Here is a 15,351-nt window from a genome sequence, read left to right on the forward strand (position 1 = left end):
GTCGTGGTGTGACGGTGACTTGGGAAGAGCTGGGCTGGGAACGGGTGGCCGAGGGGGTCGGCCGGTGCCGGCTGCCGGGCTGGGACTGCACGGCCGGGCTGGTCCTCGGGGCGGGCCCGGTCCTGATGGTGGACGCCGGGTCGAGCCTGGCGGAGGGCGCGCGGTTGCGTACGCAGGCGCAGCGGCTGGCCGGACGCCGTGTGACCCATCTCGCGCTCACCCACCCCCACTTCGACCACGTCTTCGGCACCCCGGCGTTCGCGGGCGCGGACGTGCACACGGCGGCGGGCGCCGAGGACGTCTTCGCGCACGGCCGCGAGGCGCTCCGCCTGGACGCGATCCGCAACGGCCTCCCGGCCCCGGAGGCCGAGGAGGCGGCCGACGCGCTGCCCCTGCCCCGCCGTCCGGTCTGTGGCGAGTGGACCCTCGACCTCGGCGACGGCCGCCGGGCCCTGCTGGCCGACGTGGGCCCCGGCCACACCTCCCACGACCTCGCGGTCCTCGTCCCCGGCGTCCCCGGCGACCGGGCGGTGGTGTTCTGCGGCGACCTGGTGGAGGAGTCCGGCGACCCCCAGGCCGGCCCCGACGCCGTACCGTCCCACTGGCCGGCCGCCCTGGACCGGCTGCTGTCCCTCGGCGGCGAGAACGCCCTGTACGTGCCCGGTCACGGAGCGGTGGTGGACGCGGAGTTCGTACGACGCCAACGCGACGCCCTGGCCGCCCGTTTCGGCGTGTCGTGACCACGCCGCCGCCGCTTCTCCTATCGTCATCCGAATGCGCCAGTACTCCGCCGACCTGACCCCGCCGTGGAAGAAGCCGAAACCGGCGCCGGAGGTGGCCGCCGAACCCGGCCTGGTCGTCGAGGAACCCGGCACCGGATTCTGCGGCGCGGTGATCCGCTGCGAGGCGGGCACGGTGACACTGGAGGACCGCTTCGGCAAACACCGCGTCTTCCCGCTGGAGCCGCGGGGCTTCCTCCTGGAGGGCCGGGCGGTCACCCTCGTACGCCCCACGTCGGCCGCCCCCGCACGCCCCGCCCGTACCGCCTCCGGCTCGGTCGCCGTGCCCGGCGCACGCGCGCGCGTGGCCCGCGCGGGCCGCATCTACGTCGAGGGCCGCCACGACGCGGAACTGGTCGAGAAGGTCTGGGGCGACGACCTGCGCATCGAGGGCGTGGTCGTGGAGTACCTGGAGGGCGTGGACGACCTGCCGTCGATCGTGGCCGAATTCGCACCGGGCCCGGACGCGCGCCTCGGTGTCCTGGTGGACCACCTGCTCCCCGGCACGAAGGAGTGGCGGATCGCCCAGTCGGTCACCAGCGCGCACGCCCTGGTGGTCGGCCACCCGTACATCGACATCTGGGAGGCGGTGAAGCCCGCCGCCCTGGGCATCGAGGCATGGCCGCGCGTCCCGCACGGCCAGGACTGGAAGACGGGCGTGTGCCGGGCCCTCGGCTGGCCCTCGGACAACACGGGCGCGGTGTGGCAGGCGATCCTGGCCCGGGTGGGCTCCTACAAGGACCTCGAACCGGAGCTGCTGGGCCGGGTGGAGGAACTGATCGACTTCGTGACGGCCCCGTAGCCGGGCACCCCCCGGCCCCTTCAGTCCACCAGGTCCCTGACCACCGCGTCCGCCAGCAACCGCCCCCGCAGCGTCAGCACGGCCCGGCCGTCCTCGTACGGGCCGGTCTCCAGCAGCCCCTCCCCCAGCGCCCGCCGCGCGGCCGCCAGCCCCTGCTCCTTCAGCAGCGACAGCGGCACCCCCTCCCGCAGCCGCAGCTCCAACAGGATCCGCTCGACCCGGCGGTCCTCGTCGGTGAGGACCTCACGCCCGGCCCCCGGCGAGCGTCCCGACGCCAGCGCCGCCGCGTACGCCCCCGGATGCTTGACGTTCCACCAGCGCACGCCGCCCACGTGGGCGTGCGCGCCCGGTCCCGCGCCCCACCAGTCGGCGCCCCGCCAGTACAGCTCGTTGTGCAGGCAGCGGGCTCCCCGCGAGGTGGCCCAGTTGGACACCTCGTACCAGTCGAAGCCGGCCGCGGACAGCATCTCCTCGGCGATCAGATAGCGGTCCGCGTGGACGTCGTCGTCGGTCATCGGGACCTCGCCCCGGCGGATCCGGCGGGCCAGCTGCGTGCCCTCCTCGACGATCAGCGCGTACGCCGACACGTGGTCCGGGCCGGCTCCGAGCGCCGCGTCCAGCGAGGCCCGCCAGTCGTCGTCGGACTCGCCCGGCGTGCCGTAGATCAGATCCAGGTTGACGTGCTCGAAGCCGGCCGCGCGGGCCTCCGCGACACACGCCTCGGGGCGCCCCGGGGTGTGCGTGCGGTCCAGGACGCGCAGCACGTGCTGCCGGGCGCTCTGCATGCCGAAGGAGACCCGGTTGAAGCCGCCCTCGCGCAGAGCCGCCAGATAGGCGGGGTCGACGGACTCCGGGTTCGCCTCCGTCGTGACCTCCGCGTCGGCGGCCAGACCGAACTCGTCGCGGATCGCGCCCAGCATCCGTACCAGGTCACCGGCGGCCAGCAGCGTCGGTGTGCCCCCGCCCACGAACACCGTGCGGACCTCGCGCGGGTCGTCGCCCAGGACCTTGCGGGCCAGACGGATCTCGTCGATCAGGGTGTCCGCGTAGTTGTCGCGGGAGGCGAGGACGCCGCCGGTGCCGCGCAGCTCGGTCGCCGTGTACGTGTTGAAGTCGCAGTAGCCGCAGCGGGTCGCGCAGTAGGGGACGTGCAGATAGAACCCGAGGGGGCGGCCGGCGGCACCGGCCAGTGCGTGCGCCGGGAGCGCGCCGTCGTCGGGGACCGGCTCGCCGTCGGGAAGTGCGGAAGGCATGTCCTCCATTGTCCCGTACGACGCCGGTTACTCCGCCTGGAGGACCAGCAGCGCCAGATCGTCCTCCGGCTGCCCGCCGCCGAACTCGTGCACGAGCCGCCGGATGCGCTCGGCGATCAGCTCGGCGCTCAGGCCCGTGCAGCCCGCGAGGGCCCGCGCGAGCCCGTCGCCGTCGTCGAACTGGCGGGAGCCCGAGCGGCGCTCGGTGACCCCGTCGGTCACGCACAGCAGGGTGTCGCCGGGCCCGAGCTCGATGGTCTCGCTGGTGTACGTCTCGTCCTCCACGACCCCGAGCAGGGTCTGCGGCCGGGCGGCGGTGCGGACCGCGCCGTCGGGGCCGAGGAGCAGCGGCAGCGGATGCCCGGCGGAGGCGAGGGTGCAGCGGACACCGCCCGCTTCGAGGGGGGTGAGTTCGCCGTACAGGAGGGAGAGGAAACGGGTCTGCGGGCCGTCGCCGGGCGGCATGCGGCCGCCGGCGGCGACCAGGGCGCGGGCGGCGGCGTCGGCGGCTTCGGTGGCGTCGTCCAGGAGGAGCTGGTTGAGCCGGTCGAGGACGTCGGCGACCCGGTACCCCTCCCGGGCCAGCAGCCGCAGCCAGGGCCGGGCCAGACCGATGACGACGGCGGCCTCGGGGCCCTTGCCCTGGACGTCGCCGACGGCGAAGCACCAGCGGCCGTCGCCGGCCGGGAACAGGTCGTAGAAGTCACCGCTGGGGCCGCCCTTGTCGCAGGGCTCGTAGACGAGCGCGCTGCGCACGCCCGGGATCTCGGCGACCGCACCCGGCAGCAGCCCGCGCTGGAGGACGGCGCTGATGGTGGCCTGGCGGGCGTACTGGCGGGCCGCGCCGATGGCGAGGGCGACCCGGCGTCCGAAGTCCTCGACCAGGCCGGTGATCTCGTCGGGGAAACCGGCCGGGCCGGAGCGTCCGATCACGAGCGTGCCGAGCGGGCGGCCGCCCGCGATGAGCCGGTAGGAGAGCGCCGAACCGCGGGCGCCCTGCGGGCCGAGCGCCTCGCCGGGCCAGGGATACGCCTCGGGCCCGGACCGTAACCCGTCCTTCGCGCACGGCGGGTCCTTCTCCAGGGCGCGGCGCAGTTCCTCGATGCGGTTCTCGCTGCCGTGCCAGACCCGGGCCAGCCGCGGCCCGCCCGCGCCGTTCGCCTCGCCCCAGCCGCCGGACCGCACGGTCGATTCGTCCTCCAGCCACACCGCGCACCAGTCGGCCAGCCTTGGCACGATCAGCTGGCCGGCGAGCGCGGCCACCAGGTTCTCGTCGAGCTGCCCGGCGAGCAGGTCGGAGGCCTCGGCGAGGAAGGACAGCGCGCCCCTGTCCAGCCAGTCCCGGTCCCGGTCGGGGCGCTGGGGCTCGGGCGCGAGGATCTCGGCCACCTTCAGCTCCTGCTCGTCGGGGAGCGTGCCGCCTCGCCCGGTCAGGCGCGCCCACACCGTCTTCGCACCGATGCGGTAGGTGACCCCCCAGGACTCGGCGAGCGAGGCGACCAGACGCAGGCCGCGCCCGTACTCCGGGGTCTCGTAGGGCGTCTCGCCCGGGTGGTCGCGCGGGGCGCGGGAGGGGTGGTGGTCGGTGACCTCGACGACGAACGCCGTCTCCTCCCGCGCCTCCTCCAGCCACCAGTCGACCTCGACGTCGGTGCCGGCGTGCACGACGGCGTTGGTGACGAGTTCGCTGACGACGACCATGGCGTCCTCGGCGACCCGCTGTCCCGGCTCCAGCAGGCCGCAGCCGGTCCACTCGTCGAGGCAGGCGCGCACCAATGCGCGGGCGGAACCCGGCGCAAGGGGGCTCCCGGGCAGGGTCGCGCGCCCCTGCGCGTACGCGCCCGCGCTCTCGTGCGCGGGCGCCTCGTCGCGCGCAGGCGCCTCACGGACCCGGGAGACGGTCTCCCGTTGCGTGGGTATGGCCCCCATGTCGAGCTCCCCGAGCAGTTCGGACGAATACATCCCGATCGATGCGGACAGAGTGACAGACTGGCTGCGCCCATAAGCACCGAGTTACCGAAGTGGGCCGCCATGAGTGAGAACAGTGCTACGCGTGTGCTCGAAGACGGACAGAAACCGGAACAACTCCGAGCATCCGAACTGCGCGCTCTGCTCGCCGCGATGACCGCCGCCCGCGACGGCGACTTCACGAAAGTGCCCGAGACCGGGGAGGGGATGGTCGCCGAACTCACCGCGGTCTTCAACCAGATCATGGACCGCAGCGTTCACTTCAACACCGAAGTGCAGCGCGTGAAACGCGAGCTGGTGCGCCACGGCCGCCTCGACGAACGGCTGTCGGCCAGCCCCGGCCAGGGCGCCTGGACGTCCCGTGTCGACGACGTCAACCAGGTCCTCGACGCCCTGGTCGCCCCCGCGGCGAACGCCACGCGCGTCCTGGACGCGGTGGCCGGCGGCGATCTCACCCAACGGGTCGATCTGCACGACGGCAGCCGCCAGTTGCGCGGCGATCTGCGCAGGCTGGGCCGCGCGGTGAACAAGATGGTCGACCAGCTGTCCCTGTTCACCGGCGAGGTGACCCGGGTCGCGCGTGAGGTCGGCACCGAGGGGCGGCTCGGCGGCCGGGCCAAGGTGCAGCGCCTGTCCGGCAGCTGGCGGGACGTGACCGAGGCCGTCAACACCATGGCGTCCCGGCTGACCGCCCAGGTCCGCGACATCGCCCTGGTGACGACGGCGGTGGCGCGCGGCGACCTGACCCGCACGGTGACCGTCGAGGCGACCGGTGAACTGCTGGAACTGAAGCTCACCGTCAACACCATGGTCGACCAGCTGTCCGCGTTCGCGGACGAGGTGACCCGGGTCGCGCGCGAGGTCGGCACAGAGGGCCAGCTGGGCGGCCGGGCCCAGGTGCGGGGTGTCTCCGGTGTCTGGAAGGACCTCACCGACAACGTCAACTTCATGGCGTCGAACCTGACCTCACAGGTCCGCAACATCGCCCAGGTGACCACAGCCGTCGCCAACGGCGACCTCTCGCAGAAGATCACGGTCGACGCCAAGGGCGAGATTCTCGAACTGAAGTCGACGATCAACACGATGGTCGACCAGCTGTCGGCGTTCGCCGGCGAAGTCACCCGCGTCGCCCGCGAAGTCGGCACCGAAGGAAACCTCGGCGGCCGGGCGCAGGTCAGAGGCGTGTCCGGAGTCTGGAAAGACCTCACCGACAACGTCAACTTCATGGCGGACAACCTGACGAGCCAGGTCCGCAACATCGCGCTCGTCTCCACGGCCGTCGCCCAGGGCGACCTCGGCAAGAAAATCACCGTGGAGGCGAAAGGCGAGATCCTCGAACTGAAATCGACGATCAACACGATGGTCGACCAGCTGTCGGCATTCGCCGACGAAGTCACCCGCGTCGCCCGCGAAGTCGGCACCGAAGGAAACCTCGGCGGCCAGGCACAGGTCAGAGGCGTGTCCGGAGTCTGGAAAGACCTCACCGACAACGTCAACTTCATGGCGCTGAACCTGACCTCACAGGTCCGCAACATCGCCCAGGTGACCACAGCCGTCGCCAACGGCGACCTCTCCAAGAAAATCACCGTCGACGCGCGCGGCGAGATCCTCGAGCTGAAGGACACCGTCAACACGATGGTGGAGCAGTTGCGGGCCTTCGCCGACGAGGTGACCCGGGTGGCCCGCGAGGTCGGCACCGACGGCCGGCTGGGCGGCCGCGCCCAGGTGCTCGGCGTCTCCGGCGTCTGGCGGGACCTGACCGACAACGTCAACTACATGGCCGACAACCTCACCTCACAGGTGCGCAACATCGCCCAGGTGGCGACGGCCGTGGCACAGGGCGACCTGTCGAAGAAGATCGACGTGGACGCGCGCGGCGAGATCCTCGAACTGAAGACGACGATCAACACGATGGTCGACACCCTGTCGTCGTTCTCGTCCGAGGTGACCCGCGTGGCCCGCGAGGTGGGCTCCGAAGGACAACTGGGCGGCCAGGCACGCGTGGAGGGCGTGTACGGCACCTGGAAGCGCCTGACGACCAACGTGAACGAACTCGCCCTCAACCTCACCACCCAGGTCCGCGCGATCGCCGAGGTCGCCTCGGCCGTCGCCCAGGGCGACATGTCCCGGTCGATCACCGTGGAGACGCAGGGCGAGGTCGCCGAGCTGAAGGACAACATCAACCTGATGGTGGCCAACCTGCGCGAGACGACCCGCGCGAAGGACTGGCTGGAGTCCAACCTGGCCCGGCTCGCCGCGCTGATGCAGGGCCACCGGGACCTGATGGAGGTCGCCGACCTGATCCTGCGCGAGCTCACCCCGCTGGTGAACGCCCAGTACGGCGCGTTCTTCCTGGCCGACCCGGACGAGGACGGCGCGGCCGTACGCACGGCCGTACCGGCGAAAGGCATGGCGTTCATCGCCGGCTACGGCTCCGCACAGGGCGCGATCGTGGAGACCGGCGGCCTGCCGGTGCACGGCCTGGTCCGCCAGGCGGCCCGCGAGAAGAAGCGGATCCTCGTCGAGGAGGCACCACCGAACTACATCAAGATCAACAGCGGTCTCGGCGAAGCGGCACCGACGACGATCGTCATCATCCCGATCCTCTTCGAGGACAAACTCCTCGGCGTGATCGAACTGGCCTCCTTCTCCCGCTTCTCCGACGTCCACCTGGCCTTCTTCGACCAGTTCGTCAACACCATCGGCGTGGCCATCAACACGATCATCGCCAACTCCCGCACGGAGTCCCTGCTCGGCGAGTCACAACGACTGGCGATGCAGCTCCAGGAACGCTCGGACGAACTTCAGAAACAACAGGCGGAACTGCAACGCTCGAACGCGGAACTGGAGGAGAAAGCCGCTCTCCTGGCGACTTCTTCCCAGTACAAGTCGGAGTTCCTGGCGAACATGTCCCACGAACTGCGCACTCCGCTGAACTCCTTGCTGATCCTGGCCCGGCTGCTGTCCGACAACCCGGACGGCCGTCTCTCCGACCAGGAGGTCCAGTTCGCGACGACGATCCACCGCTCGGGCTCCGACCTCCTCCAGCTCATCAACGACATCCTGGACCTGTCGAAGATCGAGGCCGGCCGGATGGACGTACGCCCCAAACGCCTGCCTCTGATCAAACTCCTCGACTACGTCCACGCCACCTTCCGCCCGCTGACCCTGGACCGGGGTCTGGCCTTCGAGGTGGCGGTCGGCGAGGACGTACCGCGCGAGATGTACTCCGACGAACAGCGCCTCCAGCAGATCCTGCGCAACCTGCTCTCCAACGCGATCAAGTTCACCGCCAAGGGACGGGTGGAACTGCGGGTCGAGCGGGTGAAGGACCCCGACCAGCACTACGTCCGCGGCAGCGACGAGGTGATCGCCTTCGAGGTGACGGACACCGGCATCGGGATCGCCGCCGAGAAAATCCCGGTGATCTTCGAGGCGTTCCAGCAGGCCGACGGCACCACGAACCGCAAGTACGGCGGCACCGGCCTCGGCCTGTCCATCAGCCGCGAGATCGCGGGCCTGCTCGGCGGCCGTATCGTCGCGGCGAGCGAACAGGGCAAGGGCTCGACGTTCACGCTGTACGTCCCGGTCGTCAGCCCCGGCCACACGGCGGCGGGCCCCACCCCGGAGGACCACGCCCTGCCCGTCCCCGGCCCCGCCCCGGCCACCACCCCCGACACCGACGACTCCTGGCCGGCTCCGGCCAAGCTGGAGGCGTGGCAGTCCGGCCGCGCCGGCCAGATCCTGCCCGGCCGGCGCGTCCTGATCATCGACGACGACATCCGCAACGTCTTCGCGCTCACCCACGTCCTGGGCCGCGTCGGCATGCCCGTGCTCTACGCGGAGAACGGCCGGGAGGGCATCGAGACCCTCGAACGCAACCCGGACGTCGAACTGGTCCTGATGGACATCATGATGCCGGAGATGGACGGCTACGAGACCATCGCGGCCATCCGCCGCGCCCCCCGCTGGACCGGCCTGCCGATCGTCGCGCTGACGGCGAAGGCGATGCCCGGCGACCGGGAGAAGTCCATCGCGCGCGGCGCCAACGACTACGTGCCCAAACCCGTGGACGTCGACCGGCTGCTCACCGTCGTCTGCGCACTCCTGGACCCCGACAGCACGGAAGGCGGCGAGCCCGCCGACAAGGAACGGACGGGGCGATGATCACTGACGAGCGGGCCGGCATCCTCCTGGTCGACGACATGGAGGACAACCTGATCGCGCTGGAGGCCGTGCTGGGATCCCTGAACGAGCCGATAGTGCGCGCGCGTTCCGGCGAGGAGGCGATGAAGGCCCTGCTGCGCCGCCGCTTCGCCGTGGTCCTCCTCGACATCCGCATGCCGGGCATGGACGGCTTCGAAACAGCCGCGAACATCAAACGCCTCGACCAGACCAAGGACGTCCCGATCATCTTCCTGACAGGAGCGGAGGAGGACGCCGGGTACGCGTTCCGCGGCTACGCGACAGGCGCGGCGGACTATCTGACGAAGCCCTTCGATCCCTGGGTGCTGCGGGCGAAGGTCAACGTCTTCCTGGAACTGCACCGGAAGAACCAGCAGTTGCAGTCACTGCTGGCACGCGAACAGGCGGACTTCGGCGAGTTGGGCAAACGGCTGGCGGTTCTGGAGGATCAGCTGTCCAACGAACCTGTCGACGTAGTGACGCTACGAGAAGAAGTCAGGGAACTGCGTCGACTGTTAAGCGGTGCCAAGCGGTCCGGCTGAATGAGGCGGGGACTGTGACGGCGTGCGGCTCCGCCGCGCGGGCGCGACGACCCGCCACGAACCCGCGGCCGCCACAAGTCCCCCCGCCACCCTCTACGCCTCGCGCGTCCCGGCGTACATCTCGTCGATCAGGTGCTTGTACTCCCGCTCCACAACCGGCCTCTTCACCTTCAGGCTCGGCGTGATCTCCCCGTGCTCCACATCCAGGTCCCGGGGCAGCAGCCGGAACTTCTTGATGGTCTGCCAGCGCTGCAGCCCCTCGTTGAGCTGCTTGACGTATCCGTCGACCATCTCGACGGTCGCCGGCGCGGCCACCACCTCGGCGTAGGACTTGCCGCCCAGGCCGTTCTCCTCGGCCCATTCCAGGATCGCGACCTCGTCGAGGGCGATCAGGGCCGTGCAGTAGTTCCGGTCGGCGCCGTGGACGAGGATGTTGGAGACGTACGGGCAGACCGCCTTGAACTGTCCCTCGACCTCGGCGGGCGCGATGTACTTGCCGCCGGACGTCTTGATGAGGTCCTTCTTGCGGTCGGTGATCCGCAGATAGCCGTCGGGGGACAGCTCACCGATGTCACCGGTGTGGAACCACCCGTCGGCTTCGAGGACCTCCGCGGTCTTCTCGGGCAGCCCGTGGTAGCCCTCCATGATGCCGGGGCCGCGGAGCAGGATCTCCCCGTCGTCGGCGATCCGCACCTCACAGCCGGGCAGCGGCTTGCCGACCGTACCGGTGCGGTAGGCCTCGCCCGGGTTCAGGACGGACGCGGCGGAGGACTCCGTCAGACCGTAGCCCTCGAGAACGTGCACACCGGCGCCGGCGAAGAAGTAGCCGATCTCGGGCGCCAGCGCTGCGGACCCGGAGACACAGGCCCGCAGCCGCCCGCCGAAGGCTTCCCGCAGCTTGGCGTAGACGAGGGTGTCGGCGACCTTGTGCTTGGCGGTGAGCCCGAGGGGCGCGGTGGCGGAGCCGGTGCGGCGGAAGTTGTCCTGGGTGGCCTTGGCGTACTCGCGGGCGACGTCGGCCGCCCACTGGAAGATCCGGTACTTGGCGGCGCCGCCCGCGCGGGCCTTCGCGGCGACACCGTTGTAGACCTTCTCGAAGATGCGCGGCACGGCAGCCATGTACGTCGGCTGCACGACCGGCAGATTCTCGATGATCTTGTCGACGCGGCCGTCGACGGCGGTGACATGGCCGACCTCGATCTGCCCGGAGGTGAGCACCTTGCCGAAGACATGGGCGAGCGGCAGCCACAGGTACTGCACGTCGTCGCCGTTGATCAGCCCGGTCGCGGCGACCGACTTCGCCATGTACGACCAGTTGTCGTGCGGCAGCCGTACGCCCTTGGGACGGCCGGTGGTGCCGGAGGTGTAGATGAGCGTGGCGAGCTGGTCTTTGGTGATCGCCCCGACCCGCTCCTTGATCAGCTCGGGGTGGCTCTCCAGGTACTTGGCGCCGCGCTCCTCCAGCTCGGCGAGGGTGATGACCCAGTCACCCGTCTCCGCACCGGCCGGGTCGATGACGACGACCTGGGTGAGCTCGGGCAGCTCGCCGCGCTTCTCGACGGCCTTGGCGACCTGCGCCGCGTTCTCCGCGATGAGCACCCGGCTGCCGGAGTCGGAGAGGATGAACGCAGTCTCCTCGGCGTTGGTCTGCGGATAGACGGTCGTGGTGGCCGCGCCGGCACACAGGATGCCGAGGTCGGCGAGGATCCACTCGACACGGGTGGAGGAGGCCAGGGCGACCCGCTGCTCGGGCTGGATACCGAGTTCGATGAGACCGGCCGCGATCGAGTAGACGCGCTTGGCGGCCTGCCCCCAGCTCAGCGACTTCCAGTCGTCCGGGCCCTGACCGGAGGCGGCGGGCACCGGGTACCGGTAGGCCTCGGCGTCCGGTGTGGCCGCCACGCGCTCCAGGAAGAGGGCCGCCACGGACGGCGGACGGTTCTCGATCAGTGTCTGCGTGTCGCTCACGACATCCTCCGGGGGCCCGCGACGGTGCGGCTGGCTCAGTGCGGCTGGGTTTACTCACGGTGCGGTTCGCACTACTTGTTTAACTCGCGAGTAACTATCGAGCAGGGATCAGAGTAAGCCGCGACCGGCCTGTGCGTAAGGGGCCTCGGCCTGTCTGTTTCCCCGCATCTTCCACGCAGAGCGACCCTACGCACGCGTAGGGGTCCGCCGCACTTTCGTACGGCGGACCCCCGTTGCACCCGATTTGCGGCCGTGGCCGATTGTTACCGGTGGTTACTTCTTGCTCTTGGCCGATCCCGTGCTGTCATCACTGCTGAGGACGGCGATGAAGGCTTCCTGCGGAACCTCCACGGAACCCACCATCTTCATCCGCTTCTTGCCTTCCTTCTGCTTCTCCAGCAGCTTGCGCTTACGGGAGATGTCACCGCCGTAGCACTTGGCGAGGACGTCCTTGCGGATGGCGCGGATGGTCTCGCGGGCGATCACCCGGGAGCCGATGGCGGCCTGGATGGGCACCTCGAAGGCCTGCCTGGGGATGAGCTCGCGCAGCTTGGCGACGAGCCGCACCCCGTACGCGTACGCCGCGTCCTTGTGCGTGATCGCCGAGAAGGCGTCCACCTTGTCGCCGTGCAGCAGGATGTCGACCTTGACCAGGCTGGACGTCTGCTCGCCGGTGGGCTCGTAGTCCAGCGACGCGTAACCACGCGTCTTCGACTTCAACTGGTCGAAGAAGTCGAAGACGATCTCTGCGAGCGGCAGTGTGTACCGGATCTCGACGCGGTCCTCGGACAGGTAGTCCATGCCGAGCAGGGTGCCGCGCCGGGTCTGGCACAGCTCCATGATCGAGCCGATGAACTCGCTGGGCGCCAGGATGGTGGCGCGCACGACCGGCTCGTACACCTCGCCGATCTTCCCCTCGGGGAACTCGCTCGGGTTGGTGACCGTGTGCTCGCTGCCGTCCTCCATGACGACGCGGTAGACCACGTTCGGGGCCGTCGCGATCAGGTCGAGCCCGAACTCGCGCTCCAGCCGCTCCCGGATCACGTCCAGGTGCAGCAGGCCGAGGAAGCCGACGCGGAAACCGAAGCCGAGGGCGGCGGAGGTCTCCGGCTCGTAGACGAGCGCGGCGTCGTTGAGCTGCAGCTTGTCGAGGGCTTCGCGCAGTTCGGGGTAGTCGGAGCCGTCCAGCGGATACAGACCGGAGAAGACCATCGGCTTCGGGTCCTTGTAGCCGCCGAGCGCCTCCGTGGCGCCCTTGTGCTGGCTGGTGACGGTGTCACCGACCTTGGACTGCCGGACGTCCTTCACACCGGTGATCAGGTAGCCCACCTCGCCGACGCCGAGGCCGTCGGCGCCCAGCATCTCGGGCGAGTTCGTACCGATCTCCAGCAGCTCGTGGGTGGCGCCGGTCGACATCATCTTGATGCGCTCGCGCTTGTTGAGCTGGCCGTCGATGACACGGACGTAGGTGACGACACCGCGGTAGGAGTCGTAGACCGAGTCGAAGATCATCGCGCGGGCGGGCGCGTCGGCGACACCGACCGGCGCCGGGATCTCCTTGACGACCTTGTTCAGCAGGGCGTCGACGCCTACACCGGTCTTGGCGGAGACCCGCAGCACGTCGTCCGGCTCGCAGCCGACCAGGTTCGCCAGTTCCTCGGCGAACTTCTCCGGCTGCGCGGCCGGCAGGTCGATCTTGTTGAGCACGGGGATGATCGCGAGGTCGTTCTCCATCGCCAGGTAGAGGTTGGCGAGGGTCTGCGCCTCGATGCCCTGGGCGGCGTCGACGAGGAGGACGGTCCCCTCGCAGGCCGCCAGCGACCGCGAGACCTCGTAGGTGAAGTCGACGTGCCCCGGGGTGTCGATCATGTTGAGGATGTGCGTGCTGCCCTGGTCGGGGCCCTCGGTGGGGGCCCAGGGCAGACGCACCGCCTGGGACTTGATCGTGATGCCGCGCTCGCGCTCGATGTCCATCCGGTCGAGGTACTGAGCACGCATCTGCCGCTGCTCGACCACTCCGGTCAGCTGGAGCATCCGGTCGGCGAGCGTGGACTTGCCGTGGTCGATGTGCGCGATGATGCAGAAATTGCGGATCAGAGCCGGGGCGGTACGGCTCGGCTCGGGCACATTGTTAGGGGTCGCGGGCACGCAGGGTCCTGTCTCTTGAGGCGCCTTGTGCCTCGGGTCGGATCGATACGTAGTCTCCATGGTCCCATGACGGGGGACCGGGGACCGGTTTGGGCGGTTCCCCGCCCCGCTGCTAGTCTGGGCAGCTGTGTCTCATGCCCTCTCAGCGCGAGGCACGTCTTCGAGAAATCATCGGTACGGGATCTGCACGGTCCCGCACCAGAACCTGAAAAGGCTCTTTCGTGGCGAACATCAAGTCCCAGATCAAGCGGATCAAGACCAACGAGAAGGCTCGGCAGCGCAACAAGGCTGTCAAGTCCTCCCTCAAGACCGCGATCCGCAAGGCCCGCGAGGCCGCTGCCGCGGGTGACGTCGAGAAGGCCACCGAGTACCAGCGCGCCGCGTCGCGTGCACTCGACAAGGCCGTCTCGAAGGGCGTCATCCACAAGAACCAGGCCGCCAACAAGAAGTCGGCGCTCGCTTCCAAGGTCGCGACCCTCCAGGGCTGACACTTGATACGACGCCGGAAGGATCCGGGCGGGCCCTCTCTCATCCGCCCCCGACCGGCCCCCAGAGCCTGTTCGCGGCCTGCGTTCGCCACGCGGGAACGGGCTCGAAAAGCTTGAACCGAGGCCCCGGCATTCCACCCTTCCCCAGGGCGGCCGCCGGGGCTTTCGGCATTCCGGGCGAATCCCGTCCCCCTGCGGTACGCCCGGCCTGTTACCCCCGGCCTCGCGACCGCGCCGCCCGCGCGATGGTCACCACGGCCTTCTCCAGGGCGTACTCGGGATCGTCCCCGCCGCCCTTGACCCCCGCATCGGCGTCGGCGACGGCCCGCAGCGCCACCGCCACCCCGTCGGGCGTCCAGCCCCGCATCTGCTGCCGTACCCGGTCGATCTTCCACGGCGGCATCCCGAGCTCCCGCGCGAGATCGGCGGGCCGGCCGCCCCGCGCCCCCGACAGCTTCCCGATCGCCCGCACCCCCTGCGCGAGGGCACTGGTGATCAGGACCGGGGCGACCCCGGTCGCCAGCGACCAGCGCAACGCCTCCAGCGCCTCCGCCGTACGTCCTTCCACGGCCCGGTCGGCGACGGTAAAGCTCGACGCCTCGGCCCGCCCGGTGTAGTACCGCCCGACGACGGCCTCGTCGATGGTGCCCTCGACATCGGCGGCGAGCTGGGTCACGGCCGAGGCCAGCTCCCGCAGATCGCTGCCGATGGCGTCGACGAGCGCCTGACAGGCCTCGGGCGTGGCCGAGCGTCCCAGCGCCCGGAACTCGCTCCGCGTGAACGCGAGCCGGTCCGCCGGCTTGGTCATCTTCGGGCAGGCGACCTCCCGTGCCCCCGCCTTGCGCGCCGCGTCCAGCAGCCCCTTGCCCTTGACCCCGCCCGCGTGCAGCAGCACCAGGGTGATCTCCTCGGCGGGCGCCCCGAGGTACGCCTTCACGTCCTTGATCGTGTCGGCGGACAGGTCCTGCGCGTTGCGTACGACCACGACCTTGCGCTCCGCGAAGAGCGACGGGCTGGTCAGCTCGGCGAGTGTGCCGGGCTGCAACTGGTCCGGGTTCAGATCCCGTACGTCCGTGTCGGCGTCGGCGGCCCGGGCAGCCGCCACCACCTGCTGCACGGCGCGGTCGAGCAGCAGTTCTTCCTGCCCCACGGCAAGTGTCAGCGGGGCGAGCGGATCGTCATCAGCAGTCTTCTTTGCCATCACGCCAAGCATCCCAC

10 protein-coding genes are annotated in these 15,351 nt (G+C 70.2%); 5 read left to right on the forward strand and 5 right to left on the reverse strand.

Annotated elements, in window-relative coordinates; translation table 11 throughout:
- Positions 1–8 precede the first annotated feature (8 nt).
- Together ACFWXC_RS05365 and ACFWXC_RS05370 are read left to right on the forward strand one after the other, a co-directional pair.
- On the forward strand, positions 9–740 hold the full coding sequence (locus ACFWXC_RS05365; protein WP_384473374.1) for an MBL fold metallo-hydrolase: 732 nt from the start codon (positions 9–11) through the stop codon (positions 738–740).
- 34 nt (positions 741–774) lie between these two features.
- Positions 775–1,581: a DUF3097 domain-containing protein gene (locus tag ACFWXC_RS05370; protein WP_384473377.1), complete on the forward strand. Its 807-nt coding sequence runs from the start codon at positions 775–777 to the stop codon at positions 1,579–1,581.
- A gap of 20 nt (positions 1,582–1,601) precedes the next feature.
- Here ACFWXC_RS05370 and hemW read toward each other — a convergent pair whose 3' ends face one another.
- Positions 1,602–2,834, reverse strand: coding sequence for a radical SAM family heme chaperone HemW (gene hemW / locus ACFWXC_RS05375; RefSeq protein WP_384473380.1), 1,233 nt, complete (start codon positions 2,832–2,834; stop codon positions 1,602–1,604).
- Positions 2,835–2,861: 27 nt separating this feature from the next.
- Complete coding sequence (locus tag ACFWXC_RS05380) at positions 2,862–4,763, reverse strand: SpoIIE family protein phosphatase (protein ID WP_384473383.1); 1,902 nt, start codon at positions 4,761–4,763, stop codon at positions 2,862–2,864.
- 102 nt (positions 4,764–4,865) lie between these two features.
- On the opposite strand from ACFWXC_RS05380, the gene ACFWXC_RS05385 reads away from it, so the two are divergent.
- Together ACFWXC_RS05385 and ACFWXC_RS05390 are read left to right on the forward strand one after the other, a co-directional pair.
- On the forward strand, positions 4,866–8,969 hold the full coding sequence (locus tag ACFWXC_RS05385) for a HAMP domain-containing protein (RefSeq protein WP_384473386.1): 4,104 nt from the start codon (positions 4,866–4,868) through the stop codon (positions 8,967–8,969).
- On the forward strand, positions 8,966–9,529 hold the full coding sequence (locus ACFWXC_RS05390; RefSeq protein WP_384473389.1) for a two-component system response regulator: 564 nt from the start codon (positions 8,966–8,968) through the stop codon (positions 9,527–9,529). Before ACFWXC_RS05385 ends, ACFWXC_RS05390 begins: the two co-directional genes overlap by 4 nt.
- A gap of 93 nt (positions 9,530–9,622) precedes the next feature.
- Here the strand turns inward: ACFWXC_RS05390 and ACFWXC_RS05395 are convergent, their stop codons facing one another.
- Both ACFWXC_RS05395 and lepA read right to left on the reverse strand, forming a co-directional pair.
- Complete coding sequence (locus ACFWXC_RS05395; protein WP_384473392.1) at positions 9,623–11,497, reverse strand: AMP-dependent synthetase/ligase; 1,875 nt, start codon at positions 11,495–11,497, stop codon at positions 9,623–9,625.
- Between the two features lie 273 nt (positions 11,498–11,770).
- Positions 11,771–13,645 carry a translation elongation factor 4 gene (gene lepA, locus ACFWXC_RS05400; RefSeq protein ID WP_384473396.1) on the reverse strand — a complete coding sequence of 625 codons (1,875 nt, stop codon included), beginning with the start codon at positions 13,643–13,645 and terminating at the stop codon, positions 11,771–11,773.
- A gap of 221 nt (positions 13,646–13,866) precedes the next feature.
- Between lepA and rpsT the strand changes: the two genes are divergently transcribed.
- Positions 13,867–14,133 carry a 30S ribosomal protein S20 gene (gene rpsT / locus ACFWXC_RS05405; RefSeq protein WP_384473399.1) on the forward strand — a complete coding sequence of 89 codons (267 nt, stop codon included), beginning with the start codon at positions 13,867–13,869 and terminating at the stop codon, positions 14,131–14,133.
- A gap of 211 nt (positions 14,134–14,344) precedes the next feature.
- Here rpsT and holA read toward each other — a convergent pair whose 3' ends face one another.
- A complete protein-coding gene (holA, locus tag ACFWXC_RS05410) occupies positions 14,345–15,334 on the reverse strand; it encodes a DNA polymerase III subunit delta (RefSeq protein WP_384473402.1) in 990 nt (329 codons plus the stop codon).
- Between the last annotated feature and the right edge of the window lie 17 nt (positions 15,335–15,351).

It is taken from the genome of Streptomyces sp. NPDC058683, assembly GCF_042716195.1.
GTDB lineage: Bacteria > Actinomycetota > Actinomycetes > Streptomycetales > Streptomycetaceae > Streptomyces.

What these genes read in the sequence shown, in the direction of transcription:
- ACFWXC_RS05370 (WP_384473377.1), top strand. Translation starts at nt 775, where the DNA reads ATGCGCCAGTACTCCGCCGACCTGACCCCGCCGTGGAAGAAGCCGAAA.
- hemW (WP_384473380.1), bottom strand. Translation starts at nt 2,834, where the DNA reads ATGCCTTCCGCACTTCCCGACGGCGAGCCGGTCCCCGACGACGGCGCG.
- ACFWXC_RS05380 (WP_384473383.1), bottom strand. Translation starts at nt 4,763, where the DNA reads ATGGGGGCCATACCCACGCAACGGGAGACCGTCTCCCGGGTCCGTGAG.
- ACFWXC_RS05385 (WP_384473386.1), top strand. Translation starts at nt 4,866, where the DNA reads ATGAGTGAGAACAGTGCTACGCGTGTGCTCGAAGACGGACAGAAACCG.
- ACFWXC_RS05390 (WP_384473389.1), top strand. Translation starts at nt 8,966, where the DNA reads ATGATCACTGACGAGCGGGCCGGCATCCTCCTGGTCGACGACATGGAG.
- holA (WP_384473402.1), bottom strand. Translation starts at nt 15,334, where the DNA reads ATGGCAAAGAAGACTGCTGATGACGATCCGCTCGCCCCGCTGACACTT.